The 24,786-nt window shown below is 59.9% G+C and carries 27 protein-coding genes; 11 read left to right on the top strand and 16 right to left on the bottom strand.

Annotation, left to right across the window (positions count from 1 at the left end):
- Positions 1-102: 102 nt before the first annotated feature.
- The gene (dinB, locus tag WHX55_RS05935) at positions 103-1,164 is read left to right on the top strand and encodes a DNA polymerase IV (protein ID WP_150727647.1); all 1,062 of its coding nucleotides are present in this window, start codon (positions 103-105) and stop codon (positions 1,162-1,164) included.
- A gap of 110 nt (positions 1,165-1,274) precedes the next feature.
- On the opposite strand, the gene WHX55_RS05940 is transcribed toward dinB, so the two are convergent.
- The 4 genes from WHX55_RS05940 to WHX55_RS05955 form a co-directional block, all read right to left on the bottom strand.
- Positions 1,275-2,228 carry a hypothetical protein gene (locus WHX55_RS05940; RefSeq protein ID WP_150754175.1) on the bottom strand — a complete coding sequence of 318 codons (954 nt, stop codon included), beginning with the start codon at positions 2,226-2,228 and terminating at the stop codon, positions 1,275-1,277.
- Between the two features lie 19 nt (positions 2,229-2,247).
- Positions 2,248-3,963, bottom strand: a complete 1,716-nt coding sequence (locus tag WHX55_RS05945) for a proline--tRNA ligase (protein ID WP_353742226.1) — start codon at positions 3,961-3,963, stop codon at positions 2,248-2,250.
- A gap of 143 nt (positions 3,964-4,106) precedes the next feature.
- A complete protein-coding gene (locus WHX55_RS05950; protein WP_150727644.1) occupies positions 4,107-5,666 on the bottom strand; it encodes an AmpG family muropeptide MFS transporter in 1,560 nt (519 codons plus the stop codon).
- Positions 5,667-5,710: 44 nt separating this feature from the next.
- The gene (locus tag WHX55_RS05955) at positions 5,711-6,064 is read right to left on the bottom strand and encodes an MGMT family protein (protein WP_150727643.1); all 354 of its coding nucleotides are present in this window, start codon (positions 6,062-6,064) and stop codon (positions 5,711-5,713) included.
- 163 nt (positions 6,065-6,227) lie between these two features.
- Between WHX55_RS05955 and WHX55_RS05960 the strand changes: the two genes are divergently transcribed.
- Positions 6,228-7,235 (top strand): DUF481 domain-containing protein, encoded by a 1,008-nt coding sequence (locus WHX55_RS05960; RefSeq protein WP_150757319.1) that lies wholly within the window; start codon positions 6,228-6,230, stop codon positions 7,233-7,235.
- A gap of 150 nt (positions 7,236-7,385) precedes the next feature.
- Here WHX55_RS05960 and WHX55_RS05965 read toward each other — a convergent pair whose 3' ends face one another.
- Entirely contained in the window at positions 7,386-7,595 is a 210-nt protein-coding gene (locus tag WHX55_RS05965; protein ID WP_002554837.1) for a cold-shock protein, read from the bottom strand.
- A gap of 353 nt (positions 7,596-7,948) precedes the next feature.
- Between WHX55_RS05965 and dcd the strand changes: the two genes are divergently transcribed.
- The 3 genes from dcd to WHX55_RS05980 all read left to right on the top strand — a co-directional run bounded on the left by dcd (position 7,949) and on the right by WHX55_RS05980 (position 9,430).
- A complete protein-coding gene (dcd, locus tag WHX55_RS05970; RefSeq protein WP_007940589.1) occupies positions 7,949-8,515 on the top strand; it encodes a dCTP deaminase in 567 nt (188 codons plus the stop codon).
- Positions 8,516-8,622: 107 nt separating this feature from the next.
- Positions 8,623-8,832 carry a hypothetical protein gene (locus WHX55_RS05975; protein ID WP_150727641.1) on the top strand — a complete coding sequence of 70 codons (210 nt, stop codon included), beginning with the start codon at positions 8,623-8,625 and terminating at the stop codon, positions 8,830-8,832.
- Between the two features lie 217 nt (positions 8,833-9,049).
- On the top strand, positions 9,050-9,430 hold the full coding sequence (locus WHX55_RS05980; RefSeq protein WP_353742227.1) for a hypothetical protein: 381 nt from the start codon (positions 9,050-9,052) through the stop codon (positions 9,428-9,430).
- A 54-nt stretch (positions 9,431-9,484) separates the two neighbouring features.
- Here WHX55_RS05980 and WHX55_RS05985 read toward each other — a convergent pair whose 3' ends face one another.
- The 6 genes from WHX55_RS05985 to WHX55_RS06010 form a co-directional block, all read right to left on the bottom strand.
- Positions 9,485-10,249, bottom strand: a complete 765-nt coding sequence (locus tag WHX55_RS05985; RefSeq protein WP_150727640.1) for an ATP-binding cassette domain-containing protein — start codon at positions 10,247-10,249, stop codon at positions 9,485-9,487.
- 13 nt (positions 10,250-10,262) lie between these two features.
- Complete coding sequence (locus WHX55_RS05990) at positions 10,263-11,381, bottom strand: succinylglutamate desuccinylase/aspartoacylase family protein (RefSeq protein WP_150754171.1); 1,119 nt, start codon at positions 11,379-11,381, stop codon at positions 10,263-10,265.
- Between the two features lie 27 nt (positions 11,382-11,408).
- On the bottom strand, positions 11,409-12,119 hold the full coding sequence (locus WHX55_RS05995) for an ABC transporter permease (protein WP_150754170.1): 711 nt from the start codon (positions 12,117-12,119) through the stop codon (positions 11,409-11,411).
- On the bottom strand, positions 12,116-12,844 hold the full coding sequence (locus WHX55_RS06000; RefSeq protein WP_150754169.1) for an ABC transporter permease: 729 nt from the start codon (positions 12,842-12,844) through the stop codon (positions 12,116-12,118). The genes WHX55_RS05995 and WHX55_RS06000 overlap by 4 nt, the downstream gene beginning before the upstream one ends.
- Positions 12,845-12,900: 56 nt before the next feature.
- The gene (locus WHX55_RS06005; RefSeq protein ID WP_057716127.1) at positions 12,901-13,683 is read right to left on the bottom strand and encodes a transporter substrate-binding domain-containing protein; all 783 of its coding nucleotides are present in this window, start codon (positions 13,681-13,683) and stop codon (positions 12,901-12,903) included.
- Between the two features lie 284 nt (positions 13,684-13,967).
- A complete protein-coding gene (locus tag WHX55_RS06010) occupies positions 13,968-16,418 on the bottom strand; it encodes a penicillin acylase family protein (protein WP_353742228.1) in 2,451 nt (816 codons plus the stop codon).
- 191 nt (positions 16,419-16,609) lie between these two features.
- On the opposite strand from WHX55_RS06010, the gene WHX55_RS06015 reads away from it, so the two are divergent.
- Positions 16,610-17,167: a cysteine hydrolase family protein gene (locus WHX55_RS06015; RefSeq protein WP_150754167.1), complete on the top strand. Its 558-nt coding sequence runs from the start codon at positions 16,610-16,612 to the stop codon at positions 17,165-17,167.
- 213 nt (positions 17,168-17,380) lie between these two features.
- Here the strand turns inward: WHX55_RS06015 and WHX55_RS06020 are convergent, their stop codons facing one another.
- The 4 genes from WHX55_RS06020 to WHX55_RS06035 form a co-directional block, all read right to left on the bottom strand.
- The gene (locus WHX55_RS06020) at positions 17,381-17,593 is read right to left on the bottom strand and encodes an SEC-C metal-binding domain-containing protein (RefSeq protein WP_015093814.1); all 213 of its coding nucleotides are present in this window, start codon (positions 17,591-17,593) and stop codon (positions 17,381-17,383) included.
- On the bottom strand, positions 17,590-18,084 hold the full coding sequence (locus tag WHX55_RS06025) for an LEA type 2 family protein (RefSeq protein ID WP_150727635.1): 495 nt from the start codon (positions 18,082-18,084) through the stop codon (positions 17,590-17,592). The genes WHX55_RS06020 and WHX55_RS06025 overlap by 4 nt, the downstream gene beginning before the upstream one ends.
- An 87-nt stretch (positions 18,085-18,171) precedes the next feature.
- Entirely contained in the window at positions 18,172-18,648 is a 477-nt protein-coding gene (locus tag WHX55_RS06030) for a YchJ family protein (RefSeq protein ID WP_150757323.1), read from the bottom strand.
- A 4-nt stretch (positions 18,649-18,652) separates the two neighbouring features.
- Entirely contained in the window at positions 18,653-19,150 is a 498-nt protein-coding gene (locus WHX55_RS06035; protein WP_150727633.1) for a DUF6231 family protein, read from the bottom strand.
- Between the two features lie 189 nt (positions 19,151-19,339).
- Between WHX55_RS06035 and WHX55_RS06040 the strand changes: the two genes are divergently transcribed.
- From WHX55_RS06040 to WHX55_RS06055, 4 genes are all read left to right on the top strand, one after another.
- Positions 19,340-20,029, top strand: coding sequence for an OmpA family protein (locus tag WHX55_RS06040; RefSeq protein WP_150727632.1), 690 nt, complete (start codon positions 19,340-19,342; stop codon positions 20,027-20,029).
- A gap of 89 nt (positions 20,030-20,118) precedes the next feature.
- On the top strand, positions 20,119-20,826 hold the full coding sequence (locus tag WHX55_RS06045) for an OmpA family protein (RefSeq protein ID WP_150754163.1): 708 nt from the start codon (positions 20,119-20,121) through the stop codon (positions 20,824-20,826).
- A gap of 148 nt (positions 20,827-20,974) precedes the next feature.
- Positions 20,975-21,253, top strand: coding sequence for a DUF1145 domain-containing protein (locus WHX55_RS06050; RefSeq protein WP_150757324.1), 279 nt, complete (start codon positions 20,975-20,977; stop codon positions 21,251-21,253).
- Positions 21,246-22,004: a collagen-like protein gene (locus WHX55_RS06055; protein ID WP_150757325.1), complete on the top strand. Its 759-nt coding sequence runs from the start codon at positions 21,246-21,248 to the stop codon at positions 22,002-22,004. The genes WHX55_RS06050 and WHX55_RS06055 overlap by 8 nt, the downstream gene beginning before the upstream one ends.
- 33 nt (positions 22,005-22,037) lie before the next feature.
- Here WHX55_RS06055 and WHX55_RS06060 read toward each other — a convergent pair whose 3' ends face one another.
- Positions 22,038-22,502 (bottom strand): CopD family protein, encoded by a 465-nt coding sequence (locus tag WHX55_RS06060; protein WP_150754160.1) that lies wholly within the window; start codon positions 22,500-22,502, stop codon positions 22,038-22,040.
- Positions 22,503-22,601: 99 nt separating this feature from the next.
- Between WHX55_RS06060 and dinG the strand changes: the two genes are divergently transcribed.
- The gene (gene dinG / locus WHX55_RS06065) at positions 22,602-24,746 is read left to right on the top strand and encodes an ATP-dependent DNA helicase DinG (protein ID WP_007992389.1); all 2,145 of its coding nucleotides are present in this window, start codon (positions 22,602-22,604) and stop codon (positions 24,744-24,746) included.
- Positions 24,747-24,786 lie beyond the last annotated feature (40 nt).

The following is a 24,786-nucleotide window of genomic DNA, read 5'->3' on the forward strand; positions in this document are numbered from 1 at the left end:
AAAAGAACATTCAGACTACTGGTGCTATATACAGGTGTCAGTGAGATACTGTTTGTCCGGCACGCCATGACGCCTTTTCTTTGCCATGAACACGGCTTTGCTATGACCCAACGCAAGATCATCCACGTCGATTGTGACTGCTTCTATGCAGCCATCGAGATGCGCGACGACCCACGCCTGGCCGGTAAGCCACTGGCGGTAGGTGGGTCGGCGGACCGGCGCGGGGTGATCGCCACCTGCAATTATGAGGCGCGAGCGTATGGGGTGCGTTCGGCGATGTCCTCCGGGCATGCCTTGAAGCTGTGCCCGGACTTGACCATCGTCAAGCCACGCATGGATGCCTATAGAGAAGCGTCCAGGGAAATTCACACGATCTTTCGCGATTACACCGAGATCATCGAGCCGCTCTCGCTCGATGAGGCGTACCTCGATGTGTCGGACAGTGCGCATTTCGGTGGTAGCGCAACGCGCATCGCCCAGGACATCCGGCGCCGGGTCTCCAACCAGTTGCATATCACCGTGTCGGCGGGCGTGGCGCCGAACAAGTTTCTGGCCAAGATCGCCAGTGACTGGAAAAAGCCCAATGGCCTGTTCGTCATTACTCCGGACCAGGTCGAGGACTTTGTCAGCGGTTTGCCCGTGAGCAAATTGCACGGGGTCGGCAAAGTCACCGCTGACAAGCTCGGCAGGCTGGGTATCACCGATTGCCTGCAGTTGCGCGAGTGGGACAAGTTGGCGCTGGTGCGTGAATTCGGCAGCTTTGGCGAGCGACTCTGGAGCCTGGCCCGTGGGATCGATGACCGTGTGGTGCACAACGACAGTCGTCGTCAGTCGATCAGTGTTGAAAATACCTACGACGTTGACCTGCCGGACCTCAAGAGCTGCCTGGATAAATTGCCCGAGTTGTTGGAGACCCTGGCTGGCCGTATGGCGCGAATCGACAGCAGTTATCGTCCGGGCAAGCCATTCGTCAAAGTGAAGTTCCACGACTTCACCCAGACTACATTGGAGCAGGCCGGGGCAGGGCGGGATCTGGGGAGTTATCAGTTGATGCTGACCCAGGCTTTCAATCGCGGCGGTAAACCGGTGCGGTTGTTGGGGGTCGGCGTGCGGCTGGAAGACTTGCGGGGCGGGTTCGAGCAGATGGAGTTGTTTGAGCGGTAGTTGGGTGGTGAATGTGAGGGCGCCATCGCGAGCAAGCTCGCTCCCACAGGGGATTTGAGGTGTTCACAAATCCAGTGTGGGAGCGAGCCTGCTCGCGAAGCTTTTGGCTTTTAGTTCAGCCCCGGATTCGCCACCAGTCGCTCGCCATTCTGGGCCAGCGACTTCAGGAATTCCGTTTGCAATTCGGGATCATTGCGCGTCAGTTCGATCAGGCTCTGTTCCAGTTCGCTGGCTTCTTCTTCAAGACCCAGCTCCGACAGGCGTTTGACCCGGTGGACCCACTGATTGACTTCGTCGCCTTCGAGATCGTCATAAATCAACCCGTGGGCTTCATAGAGCTTGCTGCGTAAGTTGCTGCTGATGGCCAGGGTGGAATCGTTGTGCACGTTGCCCTTGGCATCCTCAACACGGATCAGCAACCGGCTCAGATGATTGATGTCATGTTCGGCGAACGGGTTGTCCAACAGATTCAGGCGCAATACGCCGTTTTTGTCGGTGGTCAGTTCGAAGGTTTCCTTGCCGGCCTTGACCTCGACCGGGCGCTCGCTCCAGGGCAGGCTTGAGTACTCCGTGCGTTTGTCGCGCTGGACCTCACCAATTGCGGCCAGGTTTTGCTGCGCGCGGCCGTGGGACTGCACGTTCATGAACGGGTTGAGCCCGGCGAAACCGTAGCTCAGCCAGTCCTTGGTCACGCTGTCCGGCAGATTGCCGAGGGCGAACACATTGACCACGTTGGCACCGACACCCGCCACCACGGCTACCGCGCCCAGTGGGATTTCGTAAATCTCCCGCCAGGGTTGGTACGGCGTATAGCGATCGTAATGACGCGTGACTTCGTACTCGGTGACTTCGAAAGTCTTCTGCTCGAGAATTTTCACCCGCCGTTGCGGCAGCTCAAGCACCTTGGGCTCACCGACATCGATCTGCAGGCTGTGATCGAGCAATTTGCGCTCGATCCGCTCCTCTTGCTCGCTGCGTTGCGACATGTGGTTGGCACAGCCGCTGACCAGCAGTGCGCCGCACAAGGCGGCACCACCGAGGCCTAAGGTGTTTCGCTTGAACATGACGTCTCTATATCTGGTATCAGCGGCGGATGCGGGCCTGAAGGAACGACAGCACGTCGGCGACCGGCAGCGCTTGTGCGTCGGCCTCGGTACGGCTCTTGTATTCCAGGTTGCCTTCGGCCAGGCCGCGGTCGCTGACCACGATCCGGTGTGGAATGCCGATCAGCTCCATGTCCGCGAACTTGATGCCCGGGCTGGTTTTCTTGTCGCGGTCGTCCAGCAGCACTTCGAAGCCGGCAGCGGTGAGTTCCGCGTACAGCTTGTCGGTGGCTTCACGAACCTGTTCGGTTTCGTAGCGCAGTGGCACCAGGGCAATCTGGAACGGCGCGAGGGTGTCGCTCCAGATGATCCCGTTTTCGTCGTTGTTCTGCTCGATGGCAGCCGCCACCACGCGGGACACACCGATGCCGTAGCAACCCATTTCCAGGGTGACCGGCTTGCCGTTCTCGCCCAGCACTTCGCACTTCATCGCTTTGCTGTACTTGTTGCCCAGCTGGAAGATGTGCCCGACTTCGATGCCGCGCTTGATTTCCAGGGTGCCCTTGCCGTCCGGGCTCGGGTCGCCGGCTACGACGTTGCGCAGGTCGGCAACGGTCGGAACAGGCAGGTCGCGTTCCCAGTTCACGCCGAAGTAGTGTTTGTCATCGATGTTGGCACCGATGCCGAAGTCGCTCATCAGCTCGACCGAGCGGTCGATGATGATCGGCAGCGGCAGGTTCAGCGGGCCGAGGGAACCGGCACCGGCACCAATGGCGTCGCGCAGCTCGCTTTCCGAAGCCATGACCAGAGGGCTGGCAACGCCTGGCTGGTTGGCGGCCTTGATTTCGTTCAGCTCATGGTCGCCACGGATGATCAGGGCAATCAGCTTGCCTTTCTCTTCTGCGTGCACCACGAGGGTCTTGATGGTCTTCTCGATCGGCAGGTTGAAGCCTTCAACCAGTTGCGCGATGGTCTTGGCGTTCGGCGTGTCGACCAGGCGCAGCTCTTCGGTCGCAGCGGCGCGCGAGGTTTCGCGCGGCACAGCTTCGGCTTTTTCGATGTTGGCGGCGTAGTCGGAGCCGTTGCTGAAAACGATATCGTCTTCACCGGACTCGGCCAGCACGTGGAACTCATGGGAACCGGCGCCGCCGATGGAGCCGTTGTCGGCTTCAACAGGGCGGAACTTCAGGCCCAGGCGAGTGAACACGTTGCAGTAAGCCTGGTGCATGCGGTCGTAGGTGACCTGCAGCGAAGCCTGGTCAGCGTGGAACGAGTAGGCGTCCTTCATGATGAATTCGCGGCCGCGCATCAAGCCGAAGCGTGGGCGGATTTCGTCACGGAATTTGGTCTGGATCTGGTACAGGTTGATCGGCAGCTGCTTGTAGCTGCTCAACTCGTTGCGCATCAGATCGGTGATGACTTCTTCGTGGGTCGGGCCTGCGCAGAAGTCGCGACCGTGGCGATCCTTGAAGCGCAGCAATTCAGGGCCGTACTCTTCCCAGCGCCCGGATTCCTGCCACAGCTCAGCCGGTTGCGTGCTCGGCATCAACACTTCGAGAGAGCCGGCGGCGTTCATTTCTTCACGAACGACGGCTTCGACCTTGCGCATTACCCGCAAGCCCATCGGCAGCCAGGTGTACAGGCCCGAGGCGAGTTTGCGGATCATGCCGGCGCGCAGCATCAGCTGGTGGCTGATCACGACCGCGTCGGAAGGCGTTTCTTTTTGTGTGGCGAGCAAAAATTGACTGGTGCGCATGGTTGGCCGTTATCGATTGCTGATGACGAGAAATGACGGAGCATTGTACGGGCGAGTTCCGCTGGCGTACAGGCATGCGGTCGGTGGTGTGGCAGGAGGGCGCGATTTACTCGGCCCTCTGCGATTCTTCCTGCGTAAAGAGCCTACGATTCTTCGGCGACCGGGGTCTGCACCGGTTCCGGTGTCGGTGTCGGGCCTGCGCGGCGGTTCTCCTGGAACCAGTGCAAGGCGATCAACAGCAGGGTCGGGACGCCCAGCAGGGCGGTAATCAGGAAGAAGTCGTGGTAACCGAATTTTTCCACCATGACCCCGGAGTAGCCGCCGATCAGGCGTGGCAGCAACAGCATGATCGAGCTGAGCAGGGCGTATTGGGTGGCGGAGAACTTGAGGTTGGTCAGGCTCGACAGGTAGGCCACGAAGGCCGAGGTCGCCAGGCCTGAACTGAAGTTGTCCAGGGAGATGGTCAGCACCAGCATGTTCAGGTTGGGGCCCATGTCGGCGAGCATCAGGAACAGGATGTTGGTCGCCGCGGATGCGATACCGCCGATGAACAGGATCGGCAGGATACCGAAACGCACGATCAGCAGGCCGCCCATGCCGGCGCCGACCAGTGTCATGATCAGGCCGAAGATTTTACTGACGCTGGCGATCTGGTCCTTGGTGAAGCCCTGGTCGATGTAGAACACGTTGGCCATCACACCCATGACCGTATCGGACATCCGATAGGTGGCGATCAAGCCGAGCAGCAGCAGCGCTTGCCAGCGGTATCGCAGGATGAAGTCGTTTACCGGCGTCAGCACTGGCGCCAGGCCACGGCGGCCCATGGCCGAAAGGCACAGGGCGGTGAGGGTGGTGTAGAGGATCGCGCGCAGGAAGGCGCGGTCTTCGAGCAGCAGGTCAAGCAGGCTCACGCCCTGGAACAGCACGCTGGCGAAGTCGGTGTTGTAGAACTGGGTGAACATCGCCGGTACCGAAACCAGCAACACGATCAGCACGAAGACCGACGCCAATTGATGCACGAAGCTGTAACGACCGGCCTGCAGTTGCGTGCGCAATGGCACCGGTGGTTCGCGCATGAACATGGAGGTCAGCAGTGCCGGGACCATCAGCACTCCGAACAGGATGTAAGTGCCGGCCCAGGCCGAATGCTTGTAGTTGAAGCCGGTGGAGCCAAAGCCTTCGGCGAAGTACAGCGCGCCTGCAGTAGCCAGCAGCGCAGCGACCCGGTAACCGGACATGTAACTGGCGGCGAGTGCGGCCTGGCGGTTGTCTTCGGCGATTTCCAGGCGATAGGCGTCTACCGCGATGTCCTGCGTCGCTGATGCGAAAGCGACGACGACGGCAATGGCGATCAGCCAGGACAAATGCTTTTGCGGGTCGCAGAAACCCATCCCGATCAGGCCAAGGATGACCAGTGCCTGGGACAGCACGAGCCAGGATCGTCGTCGACCGAGCTTGCCGAGCAATGGCAGTCGCCATTGGTCAAGCAAGGGTGACCAGACCCATTTGAAGGCATACGCCAGGCCAATCAGGCTTGCATAGCCAATGGTTTCACGCGCCACGCCGGCTTCACGCAGCCAGACCGAAAGCGTCGAAAACACCAGCATGTAGGGCAGGCCGGCGGCGAAACCAAGCAGCAACAGCACGAGTGTCGAAGGGCTGGCATAAGCGGCGAGCGCGGCGCGCCAGGTTTTACGGGGCATGGGCTGGAGTCTGCCTCAAGAAATACGGAAACAAAGCGCGCACTCTAACCGCTGTGCTCTACCGGACGCCAGCCATGGCGCTGAATATCAACACGATTATTCAGGATACTGATGCCTTCCATGCGTAATCGTGCGCGCTGCTCATCACCCGAAGGACTGCCCACCGGCAGGCTGATACGCCCGTTTGCACCCAGAACGCGATGCCAGGGCAATTTGCTGTCGCTCGGCAACTGACTGAGGGTGCGGCCTACCCAGCGGGCGGCGCGACCCAGTCCTGCAAGCTCGGCCAGTTGGCCGTAGCTGACGACTTTGCCCTCCGGTACTTGGGCGAGTGTCAAATACAGCGCCGTGCGTCGGATTTGCGCTGCGCTCTCGGATTCATCGGTTGGATCGGTCACGTCCGTCAGTCCTGAAGAGGTTTGCTTTACCATCTGTAGAGTAATTCCTGCGCAGGAAGTTGAGAAATGAACTCAACAGAAATAGTCGGGTCAGTCCTTGTCAGCGCCTTGTTCCTACGGATAATGCCGACTTTTCTCGCAAGCCTGAGCCTGTATTTTGTTTATGTTGTCCAGATCCCTGCTGTGTCTCGCCGTCTTTGGCGCATCCTCTCCCTTGCTGGCCGATACCGTGTGGTTGAAGAACGGTGACAAACTGAGCGGCAAGATCACGCTGTTCGATGGCGGCAAGCTGCTGATCCAGACCGAGTACGCCGGTGCGGTGACGATCGACTGGAAGCAGGTCAAGACCCTGGACAGTGATCAGGAGTTGCTGGTCAAGCAGGATGCCTACAGTGGCGAGAGAGCCAAGTCGCTGAAAGCGGCGGACGCCGGCAAGGTCACGTTGGCCAACGGCGAGGTACCGAAGACGGTCGAGCTGGCAAGCATCCAGCAGATTCTCAAGCCAAAACCGGTGGTCGAGGATCTGGTGTGGAAAGGCAACGTCGATGTCGCGCTGGATTACCAGCGGGCGGAAAACGACACCGATGACTACGGCATCGATTTCAAGACCAGTGCGCGACACGGTCGCTGGCGGCACACCGCTGAAGGTGAATACAACCGTGAGTTCCAGGACGAAGTGGTGACCACGGACAACTGGCGGGCGGAGTACTCCATCGACCGATTCCTGACCGACCAATGGTTTTGGCAGGGGCGCCTGGTCTACAAGCGCGACAAGGTCGAAGACCTTTCCCGGCAACGCACCGTCGGTACCGGTCCCGGCTATCAGTTCTGGGATAACGAACTCGGGGCGTTCTCCCTTGGCTCGCTGATCAACCGCACGGACTATGAATTCTCCGATGGCAGCAAGGACAATTTCTACGCCCTGGCCATGAAGTGGGACTACAACCGCTACCTGGTTGGCAAGCGTGTCGAGTTCTTCACCAATGGTGAGGTCGGCAAGCCGCTGTCGGGTGTGGCCGACTACGCACTCGATGCCGAGATGGGGTTGCGCTACAAGGTGACTGACTGGGCTTCCCTGAACCTGAAGGCGGAGCGCGACATCATCAGCGGCACCGACGATTCGGATCTGGACAAGACACGCTACACCGCAGGGTTTGGCGTGACCTGGTAAGAGCATCAAAAGATCGCCGCCTTCGACAGCTCCCGGGTTGATACTGCAGGAGCTGTCGAAGGCGGCGATCTTTTTTTGCGTGGACAAAACACTCGCCCACAAAAAAGCCCCGCTGTTGAGGGCGAGGCTTTTTACTAAAGCAAGTACAAGTTAGATAACTTGAACTTCTTCAGCTTGCATGCCTTTCTGACCGCGGGTAGCGATGAAAGAAACCTGTTGGCCTTCTTTCAGGCTTTTGAAGCCGTCGGATTGGATAGCTTTGAAGTGAACGAACAGGTCGTCACCGGATTGTGGAGTGATGAAGCCGAAGCCTTTTTCATCGTTGAACCACTTAACGGTACCGGTTTGGCGATTAGACATGGTGTAACTCCTTGAACAAAGATAACTGCGACTCAGGAAGAACCCTGGCCGAGACTGAGTGCAAAGAGCAGGAAAAATTCTTGTAGATGGTTGGATCGAAATTCAACATATCGTGTAGAGATTCTCAGTGACACAAGCAGCACAGTGACGCCACCTTAACCCTTTTTCCTGAACGTGCCAATGCTTCTTGCGAAGGTTTCTCTGTTTTAAGGATCGGCGGTGTGACGGTTCGTCGCCAGCGCAGGTAATTCCAGCCTGTTCGGCGAGAATTGCACCGCGGACTTTGAACCCGGCGGCGCGACCGGTAAGATGCCGGACAGAATTTTTCGACCTCGCTATTCAGGACACCCGCCATGAGCATCAAATCGGACAAGTGGATTCGCCGCATGGCGCAGGAACACGGCATGATCGAGCCTTTCGTCGAGCGCCAGATGCGCGGCAGCGACGATAGCCGTGTGATCTCCTACGGGGTGTCGAGCTACGGCTACGATGTGCGTTGCACCAATCATTTCAAGGTGTTCACCAACATCAATTCGGCCATCGTCGACCCGAAGAACTTCGATGCCGGCAGCTTCGTCGACATCCACAGCGACGTGTGCATCATTCCGCCGAACTCCTTCGCCCTGGCCAGCACCGTCGAATATTTCCGCATTCCGCGTAATGTATTGACCATTTGCCTGGGTAAAAGCACCTACGCGCGCTGCGGCATCATCGTCAACGTCACGCCGCTCGAGCCTGAGTGGGAAGGTCACGTGACCCTGGAGTTCTCCAACACTACCAATCTGCCGGCGAAAATCTACGCGAACGAAGGCGTGGCGCAGATGCTGTTCCTTGAGTCTGACGAAGAATGTGAAGTGTCCTACAAGGACCGTGGTGGCAAGTATCAGGGCCAGCGTGGCGTGACCCTGCCGCGCACCTGAGTCAACCGTCCGGCAAATGCCGGGAATTCCTGAGCGGGCGTACACTCTATGGGGTGTACTGTTCCGATCCGCGCAAGGCGGGTCGGGTCATCGCTCAGGAGTGCCGAATGAAGATCGATCCGCGAATCAGTGCCGAACTGGCAAGGCTTGAACCCAATCAGGTTGGCATTCTGGCCTGGTCCTTGTTGGCACATCCGCCCGTCAGCATGGCAGGGGGTATCCCCGGCCAGCCTGATCCTGATACCCCGAACGAACAGCCTAATGAACCGGGCGAGCCTACGCTGCCGGATGAGCCGCCGCCTGCGCCTGTTGTCTGATTTTCGATTTCCGCTACCCATGGCCGGTGAACTGCGGTTGTCGTCTTCAGCAAGCAGGCGTGCAATCAATCAGCCTGCACATATTCGGAAGTAACTGTGTCTGTCGTGGAAACCAACTGACGGGCACGGCTGTGGTTCTATTCAGGAGCTGCGTGCCCTTGGGCCGTTAGCAGAGGGCGTCAGGCAGTTAACTTCGAATATGAAAAGGAACATTCAGATGAGCGCAAATCGATCGGGACATTTGAGTGCCGATGTAATCACGACAGACGGCTCCATGCAGTTTCGCGTAACGGATGGACTCGATTTCTATCAGCGGTCAGACATTCATTGCATTGAGGCGGATAACGGTCAGGGGACTGCGTTCTACGTGTACTTGCCGATGAGCATCCAGAGTGGCAGCTTCAGCCTGGGGCTCAACGAGGGATCTCCCATGGTCATCCATGTGATCGGCAACTCGGAGGCAGAGCTTTACCCAGGAACGCTCGAGTTGACGGTGGGAGGTGACGCGCAGTTTGCCGGGCGCTTCAGTGGGACGGACGCTAATGGTCTGCAAGTGGAAAATGGCAGTTTCAGGCTGGAAAACGAGGCGGCGGCATAGCGGTTGACTGATGTTGGAAGCCGGCAACCCGGCTTCCACTTCTCCTCCCGGCGGCTATTTCAGGTTGCCACTCAGGAACTGCTTCAACCGCTCGCTTTTCGGATTGCCCAGCACCTCTTCCGGCGCGCCTTCTTCCTCAACCAGGCCCTGGTGCAGAAACAGCACCTGGCTCGACACTTTGCGGGCGAAGCTCATTTCATGGGTCACCATGATCATGGTCCGGCCTTCTTCGGCCAGGCCCTGGATCACCTTGAGCACTTCACCCACCAGTTCCGGGTCCAGCGCCGAGGTCGGTTCGTCGAACAACATGACTTCCGGCTCCATGGCCAGTGCGCGGGCAATCGCTACCCGCTGTTGCTGACCGCCGGACAGGAAGGCCGGGTATTGGTCCGCCACACGGGACGCCAGCCCCACCTTGTCGAGGTAGCGCCGGGCGCGGTCCTCGGCTTCTTTCCTGTCGCAGCCCAGCACCCGGCGCGGGGCCATGGTGATGTTTTCCAGCACCGTCATGTGGCTCCACAGGTTGAAGTGCTGGAACACCATGGCCAGGCGGGTGCGAATCCGCTGCAGTTCATCGGCGTCGGCCACGTGCATGCCGTGACGATCCTTGATCATGCGGATGTTCTGCCCGTCGAGGCTCATGGCGCCGTCGTTGGGTTGTTCCAGGAAGTTGATGCAGCGCAGAAAGGTGCTTTTACCCGAGCCGCTGGCGCCGATCAGGCTGATGACGTCGCCGGTCTTGGCCTTGAGCGAAACACCTTTGAGAACTTCATGGTCGCCGTAGCTTTTATGCAGGCCTTCGATGGTCAATTTGTACATGGGGCGTGCATCCTCAAGGCGAAAGTAGATAGCCGCTGCGATAGGCTTCGGTGCCCGCGACGTGGGCGATCACCATGCCGGCAGTGGCCATGCGGCGCAGCGAACGGGCGTACATCAACCCGGCGGCGGAGCAGTGAACGGGGGTGACGCGATCGTTGATCGGATCAATGATCTCGGCGATCAGTTGCCCGGCTTCCAGGTACTGGCCCGGCCGCGCGGTGAACACCAGCAGGCCGCCGACGGGCGTGGCCACCGGTTCTACACCGGCCAGCGGTGTCGCCGGATAGGGCAGGTCAGGCATGGGCGCGGGTTCGCCGGCGATCGCGCCGAAATGGATCAGGTAATCGATCAGTGCCTGGCAATCGAGGCTCGCCAGCGGGTGATTGACGTCGCCCTGACCGCGCAATTCGACGGTCACCGAAAAACTGCCCGGCGGAATGTCGAAGTGCTCGCCGAAGCGCTCCTTCAACTGCCACCAGAGCAGGGTGAAGCATTCGTCGAACGACTGACCGCCGGAATCGGTTGCCAGCAGGCTGGCTTCGGCGCCGATATAACGGGCCAGCGGCTCGACCTGCGGCCAGGCATCCGGCGTGGTGTAGAGGTGAGCGACCGCTTCGAAATCGCAATGCAGGTCGAGCACCATATCGGCGTCGCAGGCCAACCGTTGCAGGGTCAGGCGCTGGGATTGCAATTGGGTGGCGGCGCTCTGCCGGGCCAGCGCATCGCGCAGGCTGCTGCGGATAAGTTGCAGGTTGTGCTGCGGATCGTCACCGAGCTTGCCCTCTATCACGTTGCCGACTTCCTCACTGAGGTCGACGAACCAGCGGTTGAAGTTCTGGCCGCTTTCCAGCTCGTAGCGGCCCAGCGGCACATCCATCAGCACCTGTTCCAGGCCCACCGGGTTGGCGATGGGCACCAGCACGATTTCGCTGCGCAGGCGTCCGGCGGCTTCCAGCTCCGCCAGGCGCTGCTTGAGGTGCCAGGCCACCAGCATGCCGGGCATTTCGTCGGCGTGCAGGGAGGCCTGGATGTAGATCTTGCCGTTGGCCGGTTGAGGGCCGAAGTGAAAACTGTGGATCTGTCGTGCGGTCCCCGGCAGCGGGGCCAGCAGGTCATGTTTCAGGTGGCGCATCTGTTGTTTCCTGAAGCAGGTTGAGTGCTAGTGGGTCGGCCCGAGGAAGGCCAGCCATCGGCGTTCGGCGAGGCGGAACAGACCGACCAGCGCAAAAGTGACGGTCAGGTAGATCAGCGCGGCGATGCCGAACGACTGGAAGGTCAGGAAGGTCGCCGAGTTGGCGTCCCGAGCAACTTTGAGTACGTCCGGGATGGTCGCGGTGAAGGCCACGGTGGTCGAGTGCAGCATCAGAATCACTTCGTTGCTGTAGTACGGCAACGAGCGACGCAATGCCGATGGCATGATCACGTAGGCATACAGCTTCCAGCCGGTCAGGCCGTAAGCCTTGGCCGCTTCGACTTCACCGTGGTTCATGCTGCGAATGGCCCCGGCGAAGATCTCCGTGGTGTAGGCGCAGGTGTTCAGGGCGAATGCCAGGATCGTGCAGTTCATCGCATCGCGAAAGAATGCGTCCAGTACTGGCTGGGCCCGAATGGCGGCCAGGCTGTAGATCCCGGTGTAACAGATCAGCAGCTGGATATAGAGCGGCGTACCACGGAACAGGTAGGTATAGAACTGCACCGGCCAACGGATGTAGAAGTGCGGCGATACACGGGCGATGGACAGCGGGATCGACACGATGAAACCGATGAAGATCGACGCGCTGAGCAGCCACATGGTCATGGCCAGGCCGGTGATGTTGCTGCCGTCGCTATAGAGGAAGGGTTTCCAGTATTCCTGCAGGAGTTCGATCATCGTACGGCCTCCCGGGTCCCGGCGGAGTAACGACGTTCGAGCCAGCGCAGGATGACGTTGGACGCGCTGGTGATCACCAGGTAGATCAGCGCGGCAAGCACCAGGAAATAAAACAGCTGATAGGTACTTTTACCGGCGTCCTGGGCAGCCTTGACCAGGTCGGCGAGGCCGATGATCGACACCAGGGCCGTGGCCTTGAGCATCACCATCCAGTTGTTACCGATACCCGGCAGGGCATAACGCATCATCTGCGGGAACACCACGATCCAGAAACGCTGGCCGCGCTTGAGACCATAGGCGGTGGCCGCTTCGACCTGACCCCTTGGGACCGAGAGAATCGCGCCACGGAAGGTTTCAGTGAAATACGCACCGTAGATGAAGCCAAGGGTGATGACCCCGGCGCTGAACGGGTTGATCTCGATGTATTCCCATTCCATGTAATCGGTAAACGAGGTCAGCCAGGTTTGCAGGCTGTAGAAGATCAGCAGCATCAGGACCAGGTCCGGAACGCCGCGAATGAGTGTGGTGTAGAGCTGGGCAGGCACGCGCATCAGTTTGACTTTTGACAACTTGGCACTGGCGCCGAGCAGCCCGAGCAACACGGCCAGCAACAGCGACAACGCCGACAACTGGATCGTCATCCAGGTGCCTTGCATCAGCAGCGGACCGAAGCCCTTGAGGCTGAAGGCAGAGAGCCCCAGATTTTCTAATAAGGTTTCGAACATAAATCAGCAACCTGATCGGATGAAAAAAGCGCCCATCGAGAGATGGGCGCCGGGCATTATTTGCCGCTGTACAGATTCAGATCGCCAAAGTGTTTCTTCTGAATGGTGGCGTAGGTGCCATCATCGTGTAACGCTTTGATACCTTTATCCAAAAGTGCTTTCAGCTCGGTGTTACCTTTCTTAATACCGACCGCTGTTTTGGCAGGCAGCAGTTCGCTGTCGACGGGCTTGCTGACTTCGTAGCCTTCACCTTTTGGTGACTTCAAGAAGCCCAGTTCGGCTTGCAGCATGTCTTGGATCGCTGCGTCGAGACGGCCGGAAGTCAGGTCGGAATACACCTGATCCTGATTCTGATAGGCCTGGGTTTTCACGCCGGCCTTGTCGAGAACGGCTTTGGCGTAGGCTTCCTGGATGGTGCCTTGCTCGTAGCCTACGGTTTTGCCCTTCAGCGAAGCGACGTCCTCGGTCAGGCCGGAGCCTTTCTTGAACACGTAGGCGGTTGGACCGGAGAACAACTCGCTGGAGAAGTCGATGACTTTTTCACGGGCCGGGGTAACGGTCATCGACGAGATCACACCGTCGAATTTATTGGCTTTCAGGCCCGGAATCATGCCATCGAAGTCACTTTCGACCCACTTGCACTTGACCTTCAGCTCGGCGCAGATCGCGTTCCCCAGATCGATGTCAAAGCCTACCAGGCTGCCATCGGCCGCTTTCGACTCGAACGGTGCGTAGGAAGGGTCAACGCCGAAACGCAGTTCTTTGTACTCCTTCGCCATGGCGGAGCCAGCAGCCATGCACAACGCCAGTGCAGAAAGGGTCAGCAATGCTTTTTTCATTATTCAATCCCTAAAAACCAATATGAGCGCTTGTGGCGCAGAATTATTGTTACTGGAAAGCGTAAGACCTGTTGAAAGTAGCAATTTCCGAACCAGAGTGCCGAACAAGCGTTTTAAAAGGTGCTTGGAAATGGCCGGAGACAGATTTATGCACGAAAACGGGCGCAGGGAAATGGGTGCACCAAATCATCTCGCCACAAAAAACGGTTTGACTGAGCAGGGTCACCAGGCTCTCTACCTCGTCGACTTGTCCTTGCGCCATCGCGAGCGAGTAAAGGGCTGGGTTACTTTCCTGGAGTCAGCGTCAACCGCGCCTTGCCATAGGCGTTGTCGAAGTTCTGCGGCTGCATCGGCAGGCTCATGTACTGGCCCTTGAGCCACGGTTCGATGCTGTTGAGGTAATTCGGGCTGGCCGGGTTGCCGGATTGACCGGTGCCGTTCTGCGCCATCAGCGGTTCGGACTGGCCGAAGTCGACGAAAAAGCGCATCGCTGGCGCCAGCGTGGTGTTGAAGTCCTGGCCCCAGGCGAAGGCGGCGGTGTTGAGCGTGGTGTGATCGCCACCGGCCGGCAGCGGTCCGCGTACGGTCTGGCCGCTGCTGTTTTTCCATTCATAGCGATGCAGTTTGCCCCACTGCCAGGCTTTGTGATCGCCGCCCAACTGGCTGTCGCCGGCACTGATCGCGGCGGCGAGGCTGCGAGCGAGGATCGCCGGTTTGTCTTCTTTCTGTGCGGTGCGCACGTCATCCCAGAACGGGCTGTCCTCACGCCCGAGTAAATGATCGGCCTGGGCCGCGTAGGACAGCTTGCCGTCGGCGACAAAGGCTTTCCACGCCGGGCTGCTTTGCGTGCCCAGTTCGTCGAGGAAGATCTGCCGGGTGCTTTCCTGCAGGAACAGTTCGTAGATAGCCGCATCGGTGGAGGTCGGGCCGAGCTTGCCGTCGAACGCCATCAAGCGGCTGTAGGCTTCGTGTGCCTTGGCGCGATCGGCCGCCGGCAAGGCGTCCATGGCTTGTTTGAGCGGCTGGGCCATGCCCGGCGCTTCGAACATTTTCTTCAGCTTGGCAGCGAAAGTGGTGGTCTGGTCGTATTGCATGGCGATCAGGCTGCGGCTGTCGTGTTTGCCTGCGCCGGCCAGTTCGGCCAGGCGCTCGCCACGCTCCGGAGCTGCCCAGGAGTTGGACAACTGCATGCCGTAGCCATGGGGAATGACCCGCTGGTTGGCGGTGCCGAGCCAGCCCTGGGCCGGGTCCTGGTCGTACGGGTGCAGCATCGGGTCGGCGTAACCGTCCCAATCGTATCTACCTTCCCAGCCCGGCGAGGGCAGCAGGCCTTCGCCTTCTCGGCGGTTCGGGTAACGACCGGTGACTTGCCAGCCGATGTGGCTGGCATCGGCGAACACCAGGTTCAGCGCAATGGCGCGGATTTCGCGGCTGGCATCCGAAGCTTTCTCGACGGTCTGGGCGCGGGACAGGTCGAAGAACGCGTCCAGGGTCTTGTCGTCGGTGAAGTTCGGCGTCTGCAAGGCCAGGCCGAAACCATTGGCCAGCGTGGTGCCCTGGGCGCTGTTGAGCAGCGGGCCATGGCGGGTTTCGTACACCGCTTCGCGAATCGACCGCTGGCCTTTGACGAAATAGGTTTCGTTGCGCACGATCGCCGGCTGCCACTTCCCGGCGTTTTCGTAGGTAAGCCCGCTGCCCTGGCGCTTGATCTTCTCCAGGAACAGGTCCTGGTTGTCGCCCATCACGGACGTCATGCTCCACGCCACCTTGCCGTTGAAGCCGCCAAGCACCATCGGCAGGCCCGCGATGGTCACGCCGGACGCCTGATATTTCGGCGTGCGAATCTGCACGTAGCTGAACAGCGAAGGCACGCCCAGCGGGCCGTGACTGTCACTGGCCAGCAGGCTTTTGCCACTGCGGCTGCGTTGCGGGGCGATGGCCCAGTTGTTCGACGAGGTGGCGCCCAGCAGGTTGAGGTCCGACAGTTGGCCAGTGGCCTTACTGAGTTCGGCCAGCCCCGGTACTTGCCCGTTGAGTTTGAGGCCTTGCAGTTTTTCGCTTTCGGCGGCCGGCAGTTTTTCGTCGGGAGCCGACGGCGTCAGCCACGCCAGTTTGTCGGTGGTAACGGTCTGGGCCAGTACCAGCGAGGAAATTTCTTCCGGCAGGTTGGTCGACTGGCTGAAGTTCAACAGGCAGAAAATCAGCGCCGAATCTTCCGGCTGCCAGTACTCAGGCTTGTAGCCGGTGGCTGCCAGATCCGCCGGCAGTTTGTCGCGGTAGCGGAACAGGTAGGCGTTGACCCCGCGCGCATAGACTTCGAAGAAACGCTTGAGGCGCGGCGAAGAAGCCTTGTACAACTCGCCTGCACTTTTCTTCAGGTTGACCGCCCGCATGTAACGGTCGGCATCCAGCAGTTCGGCGCCGTGCATCTCGGCCAAACGGCCCTGGGCCAGCAGGCGCTGGGTGGCCATCTGCGTGATGCGGTCGCTGGCATGCACGTATCCGAGGGTGAACAGCGCGTCGTGGAAGCTGTTGCTTTCGATCAGCGACATGCCCATGGCATTGCGACGCACCGAAACGCTCTGCGCCAGGCCCTTGAGCGGTTGTACGCCGGAGGTTGGCGGGAGGGTGTCCTGGGCGTTGAAGTTCTGACAACCGGTCAGGCTCAAGACACCGGCCACTGCTGCGGCAACGCCGAACCGGGGTAGAAAATGAGTAAGGGCTGGCGAGGCCATGGCAAAGCTCCTGCGGGGGTAGAGGCGGCGCGAAATAAAGGCGCTACGTTAGTGAGCGGGAGGTGGCCGCGCAAGCGGGGTACAAGGTTATTTCAGGATTTGTCTGATAAACCGGAAAGATCGCAGTCTTGCCAGTCGCAATGGGGGATGTTGAAGTGCGACACGCTCAACAATCCTGGAGAAAAGTCGGCATGGAGCTCAAGGCAAACGCGGCACTGATCATCATCGATCAACAAAAAGGCATCCTTCACCCCAGGCTCGGCCGCAGGAATAACCCTCAGGCTGAAGAGCGCATGCTGGAGTTGCTCAGCCATTGGCGGCGCACCGCCCGGCCGGTGATCCATGTGCAGCACCTGTCCCGCTCGGAAGACTCAGTGTTCTGGCCGCAGCAGTCGGGGGTGGAGTTTCAGGAACGGTTTCAGCCAATGGCCGGTGAACGCTTGATCCAGAAGCAGGTGCCGGATGCGTTTTGTTCAACCGGGCTGGAGGCGCAGTTGCGCGAGGCGGGAATCGGGCAGTTGATCATCGTGGGTGTCGCGACGCACAACTCGGTGGAATCCACGGCGCGTACCGCGGGCAACCTGGGGTTTGATACGTGGGTGGCCGAGGATGCGTGCTTTACCTTCGACAAGGCTGATTTTTTCGGCCATGCCCATAGCGCCGAAGAGGTGCATGCGATGTCGCTGGGGAATTTGCATGGTGAGTATGCGACGGTGGTCAGCAGTGCACAAATTCTGTCAGCCGACTAAGTGCCTGTGGGAGCGAGCTTGCTCCGGGCGGCGTTCCGACGATGGCGTCAGGTCTGTCGACCTCTATGTTGAATGTGATAATGCAATCGCGAGCAGGCTCGCTCCCACAAGGGATCTGCATTCACAGGACAGTTGTCTGGCGCAGTTTAAATGTGGGAGCGAGCCTGCTCGCGAAGGCGATTCAACAGGCGAAGCAAGCCTTCGCCCGAAGCATCAAGCGCCGTGGCACTTCTTGAATTTCTTGCCGTTGCCGCATGGGCACGGATCGTTGCGGCCGACGTCTTTCAGGGCGTTGCGCACCGGTTCCTGGTGAGCGTGGCCGCAGTTCGGACCGTGGACATGGCCGTGGTCGTGATCATGGTGGTGATGGTCATGATCATGATCGTGGTTGCAGTCAGGGCCGTGGACATGGGGTTGCTGGGTCATCGGTGTTGCTCCGGAATTAAATCGGCGGCGATTATCACGCCATTGCGCGTCAGGTGCACGTAGTGGGCGATGAATATACCGGTTTCCAGTTCACCTTCCAGACGATAGGGAATGGGCTGATCGGATTTTTTCAGCAGTTTGGCCATTTCACGGACCTTGGACCACAGGTTGGTGCGGATTGGCACCTTTAAGTAAGCGCTGTGCCTGGGGCCGATGGTGAACCAGTGTTCGTACTCGCCGTCGGCCAGCAGTATGTCACCCAGGTGAACGCGGTACTCCAGACTGCGCACCGTCAGGTCGCTGTCGTTGGGGTTGTCGATGCGAAAGTGCAGGAGGAATTTCTGTTCCAGCAGTTTGGCGCTGACCACCTCGATCTTCACCAGATGGACCTCGGGGTCCGGCAAGTCGTCGCCGAACCACGATGCACAGCCACCGAGTCCCAGTGTCAGGAACAGCGTGAGCAGGCAGAGTGCGCAGCGGCGGAGGATCATCGTGGTGTTTCTCCCTTGAGCCCTAGTCTAGACCCAAAGGATCGCAGCCTTCGACAGCTCCTGCATGGCGGGCAGTCTATGCATGCCCTAACTGCTGAAGTATCCCGCACAACACTTTTTGAACTTCTGCCCACTGGCACACGGGCAGGCGTCATTGCGCCCGAGTTTGAGTTGCACGGTGGGGTCGATGAAATACCAGCGCCCGGTGTTCTGTACGAACGATGAGCGCTCTCGATGACTGTGTTCGCCATTGCTGTCGTGCCAGCGCGCAGTGAAGGTCACGAAAGCGTGTTCAGGCTGGCCGCCCAGCACTTCGGAGCTTTCCACCTCAAGGCCCAGCCATGTGCTTTGCGTGCTCCAGTCGCTAATCGATTGACGGTCGAGGCCGGCCTGTTGGGCGGGCAGAGTGGTGGCCACCAGATAGTCGATCAACCCCAGCACATAGGCGCTGTAGCGCGAGCGCATCAAGGCTTCCGCACATGGTGCCGGGTGTCCGGCATGGTAGTGACCGCAGCAGGCGTCGAGCAGGGTGCCGCTGCCGCATGGGCAAATGGATGTACTCATTGCATCACCACCAGTATTTCCCGAAGTTTTCCGGATTGGCCCAGAAGCGCGAATTGAGCCAGTCGGGGACTTGTTTGTATTCAAGCAGATCGTAGGTGAACAGGGTCAGGACCTGTTCGTCCCGTTGAAAGCGTTCACTGGCTTGCAGGGCCAGGGAGAAAAAGTCCGTTTCCTGCCAGCCACAGGCCGGCAGATCCGCCAGCACCGCGATGCGGCTGGCGTTGAGGTTGCGGATGCCGCCCAGCAGGTTCAGGCCGTCGCGCTTGGGCAAATGCTCCAGGCAATCGACCACCAGGGCCAGGTCGAAACGGCGGGCCGCCAGCTCGGCGGGCAACGGTCCGGGGGCAGCGAAAGCGACGCAGCTTTCCGGGTGGGCGAGTTTGAAAGCTTCCAGTGCCGGGAACTCGCTGGCGCCGATCAACAACAGGCGCGCGGGGGCATATCGGTCGAGTAACGCGGCCAGTGCCTGTTGTGGCGTGCGTGAAGAAATACCTGCAATCATCGAAGATCCTCAATCAGATCTGCCAAGACTAGCCTGCCCGAACGTTTGGGCCTAGAGCGCCCTGGTGACAAAAGCGCCAAGCTACCGTTAATACGCGACTAAACAGCGTGGCCTATTGCTGGCGGAGTTTAAAACTCGGGTCTTTACTACCTGAATCGGTTCTAAGCCGATCCCTCAGGAGAAAACTAGATGAGCATAGTTCGGACAGCATTACCCTTGGTTCTGCTAACCAGTGTCTTGACTGGTTGCGCAGGTTTGCAGAAAACCGACTGGCCGACCTGTGCGGCGGTTGGTGGCGTTGTGGGGGCGGGCCTCGGTGCGACCGAAAGCTCGGCATGGGCAGGGTATGGTGCTCTACTCGTCGGCGGTACGGCAGCGGCTTATTGCTGGGTGCACGGTGATGGCGACGAAGACGGCGATGGTGTACTGGATAGTCGCGACAAGTGCCCTGGCACGCCTAAAGGTGTTCAGGTCGATGCCAACGGTTGCCCACCACCAGCGCCTGTGGTCGAAGAGGTGGTTGTGGTCCAGGAGGAAACCATCGTCATCCGCGATGTTCACTTCCAGTTTGATAAAGCCACACTTACCTCGTCCGACAAACAGGTACTCGACAAGATTGCCACTCGCCTGAAAGCCGAAGCCCCGACTGCTCAACTGACCGTAACCGGCCATACCGACAGCGTTGGCAGCGACACCTACAACCAGAAACTCTCGGATAAACGCGCCCACTCGGTGGTTGAATACCTCATCGAGCAAGGCGTACCTCGCAGCAACTTCGTGTCGGTTGTCGGTGCCGGTGAAAGCCAGCCGGTTGCTGACAACAAAACCGCTGACGGTCGTGCACAGAACCGTCGTACCGAAATCAAAATCCAGCGTTAAGCCCCCTCGCATCCGCGCCTTGTGCAGTCGCGGATGCGGGTCTTTACTCCTGTGTAACCGGTATTGGCCGGTACACAGGAGCTTTCAATATGATCGTTCTCACAAGGACCGTCTTGCCGGTTCTGCTAATTGGCAGCCTGTTGACCGGTTGCGCGACCCACAGCGATGGCACTGCCCCCCTCAATCAACGCACCTGGCCAATTTGCAGCCTCATCGGCGGCCTGGTCGGTGGTGGTCTGGGCGCAATCGAGAGTGGCGGTTGGGCCGCGGGTGGGGCGGCGCTCGGTATCTTGTCCGGCGGCTTGATCTGCTATGCCCTGGATGGCGACGAAGACGGCGACGGCGTTTTCGACCGACGCGACCGTTGCCCTGAAACCCCTGCCAATACCCCGGTCGACCATCGCGGTTGCCTGGTGCCGCAGTATCCGGACAGCGTCCAGGCCGAACCTGCGCAATCCGAAGTCATTACTCTGAGCGATGTACTGTTTGTCTTCAATCAATCCGAGCTGACCCCGACGGCGAAGAGTCAACTGGATGCGTTGATGAGCAAGTTCGAGGATGCCGATGTGGTCAGCATCAAGGTGGTCGGTCATACCGACAGCGTCGGTTCGGATGCCTATAACCAGGCCTTGTCGGAGCGGCGTGCCAGCAGCGTGGCGGAATACCTGTTGAGCCAGGGTGTGGCGCCGAACAAAGTCACCAGTGAAGGCAAGGGCGAAAGCCAACCGATTGCCGACAACGAAACAGAAGAAGGCCGTGCGAAAAACCGTCGCGTGGACCTGCATATAAACCGCTGAGCCAAGAGATAGAGCCGTCGGGCGACAGTTGTGAGCGCTGCGACGGCCGTTTGGCGGCCTCCATGAAGATTTTTCCGTTGCCCTCTGGCTTATCCCGCGTGGAAGCCGTTACTGTGCGCGCAAACAATAATTCTCATTGGGGGCGCGTATGAAAGTCTTATGGGGGCTGGGGCGGTTACTGACCTTGCTGTTCTGGTCGGTAGTGCTGGTCAATCTGCTCACACCGTTCGTCTTTCCGCTGCACCCGTTGGTCAACATGGCCGGCGGCCTGTTGGGGGGCATTCATCTTCTGGAAGCGTTGCTGTGCTATCGCAGCCTTCGAGGTCGTGCACATCCCTGGCTTGACCGCCTGAGGATCGTCATTTTTGGCGTATTCCACCTGCAAACCATTCCAGCCCCCACCGCTTCGAAGGCTTCCCATGCGTAAACTCTGTCTGCTCGCCGCACTCATCAGCCCATTGGCCAGCGCACAGGTGGTGAGTGTCGAACCCAACTCGCTAATGCGCTTGCCCAACACCGCCAGCACCCTGCAACTGGAACGCCTGGAAGTGGCCGATTACGGCACCTTGCTGATTCCTTCGAACGTCACCGAAGTCACCGTGGGTGAATTGCATCTGGGGCGTGAAGCGCGCATCGCCATCGTGCCGGGGGAACAGGCGCTGGCTCTGAAGGTCCGTCGCGCTGATTTGTCCGAAGGCAGCCAGATCACCTCCCGTGGCGCCCCCGGGACTTACCAGAAGGCTGCTCGATCCGGGCGCAACCTTGATTTGCAGATCAAGACAATGAACGCAGCGCAATTGATCGTTGATGCTCGCGGTGGTGCGGGTGCGCCGGGGTTCGTTGGTCTTGATGGGGCCAACGGCCAGGAACCGGGCTGCACCTGGGGTCAGGCGGGGCGCGGTGCCGATGGTAGTGATGGCAGCAATGGTCAACCGGGAGCACCGGGGGCGCTGGTCAAACTGGCAGTGCCGCACGACTTCCCGGCAGACCGGATCAAGGTTCAGGTGGCTGGCGGTGCCGGTGGCCTGGCTGGCCCAGGCGGCAAACCGGGCGCGGGTGGCAAAGCCAAGGGCTGCCTGGTTTACAAGACCGATGGCGGCAAGAGCGGTAAACCCGGGGCCGATGGTCAGCCTGGTCCAGAAGGCGCGGCGGGTTCGGTGACAGTGCAGCGGATGTAAGCATCACCGAGAGCCCCTCCGGCTACATTTGCTTCAAAACATCGGCCGAGCCGCAGCAATCGCCACCACCGCCAACCCCACCAGCAGATTGATTCCCACCAACCGGCGGATCCGCCCCAGTATCGCGGCCCCGGCTGGCCAATCCTGCTCGGCCACCGCGGTGCGCAGTTCCGGCAGCATCAGCGCCTGAATGCGGATAAACAGCGCGGTCATCACCACATACAGGCCCATCATCACCTGCACATAACGCGGCGCGGCTTCAAAACCATTGAAATGCATGTGCAGCATGCCCACACCGCTGACCGGCAACAGCACCACCGCCACCCAGACCCAGCGGAAAAAACCTTGAAACACTTCTATCCATAACTTCAGCCGGGCTGGGCCTTCAAGTGCCTTGATCGCGGCGGGGCGCAGGACCATCCAGGCGAAAAACATGCCGCCGACCCAGACCAGGGCCGCCAGTACATGCAGGCTATAAATGAGGCTAAAAGGTGTCATTGGGTTACTCCGTTCTGCGCGGGATTAATTAGCGGGGTATGATAGCGGCCGAACCGAACCACTGAAAATTTATCCAGCGTTTTTTGCGCCCGACAATCCATGATCAGCACTGAACTCAAAACCACGATCCAGGGCGCCTACTCGCGTTTTCTCGAAGCCAAAAGCCTCAAGCCGCGCTACGGCCAACGCCTGATGATCGCCGAAGTTGCCAAGGTCCTGGGTGATATCGACACCGACGACGAAGGCCGGCGCAGTGGCGACCCCGCGATAGTTGCGGTGGAAGCCGGCACTGGTACTGGCAAGACCGTGGCTTACAGCCTGGCCGCGATCCCGACCGCCAAGGCTGCCGGCAAGCGCCTGGTGATCGCCACCGCGACCGTGGCCCTGCAAGAGCAGATCGTCTACAAGGACTTGCCCGACTTGATGCGCAACAGCGGGCTGAATTTCAGCTTCGCCCTGGCCAAGGGGCGCGGGCGCTACATGTGCCTGTCCAAGCTCGACATGCTGTTGCAGGAAGGTCACGCGCAAACCGCCACCGCGCAGCTGTTCGAAGAGGAAGGCTTCAAGATCGAGGTCGACGAGGCCAGCCAGAAGCTGTTCACCAGCATGATCGAAAAACTCGCCGGCAATAAGTGGGACGGCGACCGCGACAGTTGGTCAACCGCCCTGGAAGACGCCGACTGGGCGCGCCTGACCACCGACCACAGCCAGTGCACCAACCGTCATTGCCCGAACTTCGGCCAGTGCGCCTTCTACAAGGCCCGCGAAGGCATGGGCAAGGTCGACGTGATCGTCACCAACCACGACATGGTGCTGGCCGACCTGGCCTTGGGCGGCGGCGCGGTTCTGCCCGATCCGCGCGATACCATCTACGTGTTCGACGAAGGCCATCACCTGCCGGACAAGGCCATCGGCCACTTCGCCCATTACACGCGCCTGCGCTCCACCGCCGACTGGCTGGAAACCACCGCCAAGAACCTCACCAAACTGCTGGCCCAGCACCCGCTGCCGGGGGACCTGGGCAAGTTGATCGAGCAGGTGCCGGAGCTGGCGCGGGAGATCAAGACCCAGCAGCAGTTCATGTTCACCGCGTGCGAGCAGATTGCCGATTTCAAACCCGGCGAAGACGTCGAAGGCCGCGAGCGCCCGCGTCACCGATTCGTCGGCGGGGTGATTCCCGAGCACATGCGTGAAATGGGCATCGAACTGAAAAAAGGCTTCGCACGGCTGACCGATCTGTTCACCCGCCTGACCGAACTGCTCAAGGAAGGCATGGACGGCGAGGTCAACATTGGCATCGCCAGCAACCAGGCCGAAGAGTGGTATCCGCTGTTCGGCAGCCTGTTGTCGCGTTCCTCCGGCAACTGGGAGTTGTGGACCGCCTTCACCGTCGAAGACCCGGAAGACAACCCGCCCATGGCCCGCTGGCTGACCCTGGCCGAAAGCGGTTCGCTGTTCGACATCGAGGTCAACGCAAGCCCGATCCTTGCGGCGGAAATGCTTCGCCGCAATCTGTGGAACGTGGCGTATGGCTGCCTGGTGACGTCGGCGACCTTGACGGCCCTCGGCACCTTCGACCGCTTTCGCATGCGCGCCGGCCTGCCTAAAAAAGCTGTGACAGCGGTGGTGCCGAGCCCCTTCCATCACGCTGACGCCGGTGTGTTGCGGGTGCCGAACCTGAACGCCGATCCCCGTGATGCAGCGGCGCATACCGCCGCGATCATTCGTGACTTGCCTGAATTGGTCGAAGGCTCGCGGGGCACGCTGGTGCTGTTTTCCTCGCGTAAACAGATGCAGGACGTGTTCGACGGCCTCGACCGCGACTGGCGCAAGCAAGTGTTCATCCAGGGCAACCTGTCGAAACAGGAAACCCTCAACAAGCACAAGGCGCGAGTCGATGGCGGGGATTCCAGCGTGTTGTTCGGCCTGGCGAGCTTCGCCGAAGGGGTCGACTTGCCCGGTGCCTATTGCGAGCACGTGGTCATTGCCAAGATTCCATTCTCGGTGCCCGATGATCCGGTCGAAGCGGCGCTGGCCGAATGGATCGAAGCCCGGGGCGGCAATCCGTTCATGGAAATCTCCGTGCCGGACGCCTCGCTGAAGCTGGTCCAGGCCTGCGGTCGCTTGCTGCGCACCGAAGAAGACCGCGGCACCATCACCTTGCTCGACCGGCGCCTGGTGACCCAGCGCTATGGCAAAGCCATCCTCAACGCGTTACCGCCGTTCCGTCGAGAAATTTCCTGAAGCACCGGTGGGCAGTTTTGCCCACCGCGTTGTCTATCTC

It is taken from the genome of Pseudomonas fluorescens, assembly GCF_040448305.1.
GTDB lineage: Bacteria > Pseudomonadota > Gammaproteobacteria > Pseudomonadales > Pseudomonadaceae > Aquipseudomonas > Aquipseudomonas fluorescens_BH.

Excerpts from the sequence above, each read along its gene's own strand:
- dinB (WP_150727647.1), top strand. The coding sequence starts at position 103 with ATGACCCAACGCAAGATCATCCACGTCGATTGTGACTGCTTCTATGCA.
- WHX55_RS05940 (WP_150754175.1), bottom strand. The coding sequence starts at position 2,228 with ATGTTCAAGCGAAACACCTTAGGCCTCGGTGGTGCCGCCTTGTGCGGC.
- WHX55_RS05945 (WP_353742226.1), bottom strand. The coding sequence starts at position 3,963 with ATGCGCACCAGTCAATTTTTGCTCGCCACACAAAAAGAAACGCCTTCC.
- WHX55_RS05950 (WP_150727644.1), bottom strand. The coding sequence starts at position 5,666 with ATGCCCCGTAAAACCTGGCGCGCCGCGCTCGCCGCTTATGCCAGCCCT.
- WHX55_RS05960 (WP_150757319.1), top strand. The coding sequence starts at position 6,228 with ATGTTGTCCAGATCCCTGCTGTGTCTCGCCGTCTTTGGCGCATCCTCT.
- WHX55_RS05965 (WP_002554837.1), bottom strand. The coding sequence starts at position 7,595 with ATGTCTAATCGCCAAACCGGTACCGTTAAGTGGTTCAACGATGAAAAA.
- dcd (WP_007940589.1), top strand. The coding sequence starts at position 7,949 with ATGAGCATCAAATCGGACAAGTGGATTCGCCGCATGGCGCAGGAACAC.
- WHX55_RS05975 (WP_150727641.1), top strand. The coding sequence starts at position 8,623 with ATGAAGATCGATCCGCGAATCAGTGCCGAACTGGCAAGGCTTGAACCC.
- WHX55_RS05980 (WP_353742227.1), top strand. The coding sequence starts at position 9,050 with ATGAGCGCAAATCGATCGGGACATTTGAGTGCCGATGTAATCACGACA.
- WHX55_RS05985 (WP_150727640.1), bottom strand. The coding sequence starts at position 10,249 with ATGTACAAATTGACCATCGAAGGCCTGCATAAAAGCTACGGCGACCAT.
- WHX55_RS05990 (WP_150754171.1), bottom strand. The coding sequence starts at position 11,381 with ATGCGCCACCTGAAACATGACCTGCTGGCCCCGCTGCCGGGGACCGCA.
- WHX55_RS05995 (WP_150754170.1), bottom strand. The coding sequence starts at position 12,119 with ATGATCGAACTCCTGCAGGAATACTGGAAACCCTTCCTCTATAGCGAC.
- WHX55_RS06000 (WP_150754169.1), bottom strand. The coding sequence starts at position 12,844 with ATGTTCGAAACCTTATTAGAAAATCTGGGGCTCTCTGCCTTCAGCCTC.
- WHX55_RS06005 (WP_057716127.1), bottom strand. The coding sequence starts at position 13,683 with ATGAAAAAAGCATTGCTGACCCTTTCTGCACTGGCGTTGTGCATGGCT.
- WHX55_RS06010 (WP_353742228.1), bottom strand. The coding sequence starts at position 16,418 with ATGGCCTCGCCAGCCCTTACTCATTTTCTACCCCGGTTCGGCGTTGCC.
- WHX55_RS06015 (WP_150754167.1), top strand. The coding sequence starts at position 16,610 with ATGGAGCTCAAGGCAAACGCGGCACTGATCATCATCGATCAACAAAAA.
- WHX55_RS06020 (WP_015093814.1), bottom strand. The coding sequence starts at position 17,593 with ATGACCCAGCAACCCCATGTCCACGGCCCTGACTGCAACCACGATCAT.
- WHX55_RS06025 (WP_150727635.1), bottom strand. The coding sequence starts at position 18,084 with ATGATCCTCCGCCGCTGCGCACTCTGCCTGCTCACGCTGTTCCTGACA.
- WHX55_RS06030 (WP_150757323.1), bottom strand. The coding sequence starts at position 18,648 with ATGAGTACATCCATTTGCCCATGCGGCAGCGGCACCCTGCTCGACGCC.
- WHX55_RS06035 (WP_150727633.1), bottom strand. The coding sequence starts at position 19,150 with ATGATTGCAGGTATTTCTTCACGCACGCCACAACAGGCACTGGCCGCG.
- WHX55_RS06040 (WP_150727632.1), top strand. The coding sequence starts at position 19,340 with ATGAGCATAGTTCGGACAGCATTACCCTTGGTTCTGCTAACCAGTGTC.
- WHX55_RS06045 (WP_150754163.1), top strand. The coding sequence starts at position 20,119 with ATGATCGTTCTCACAAGGACCGTCTTGCCGGTTCTGCTAATTGGCAGC.
- WHX55_RS06050 (WP_150757324.1), top strand. The coding sequence starts at position 20,975 with ATGAAAGTCTTATGGGGGCTGGGGCGGTTACTGACCTTGCTGTTCTGG.
- WHX55_RS06055 (WP_150757325.1), top strand. The coding sequence starts at position 21,246 with ATGCGTAAACTCTGTCTGCTCGCCGCACTCATCAGCCCATTGGCCAGC.
- WHX55_RS06060 (WP_150754160.1), bottom strand. The coding sequence starts at position 22,502 with ATGACACCTTTTAGCCTCATTTATAGCCTGCATGTACTGGCGGCCCTG.
- dinG (WP_007992389.1), top strand. The coding sequence starts at position 22,602 with ATGATCAGCACTGAACTCAAAACCACGATCCAGGGCGCCTACTCGCGT.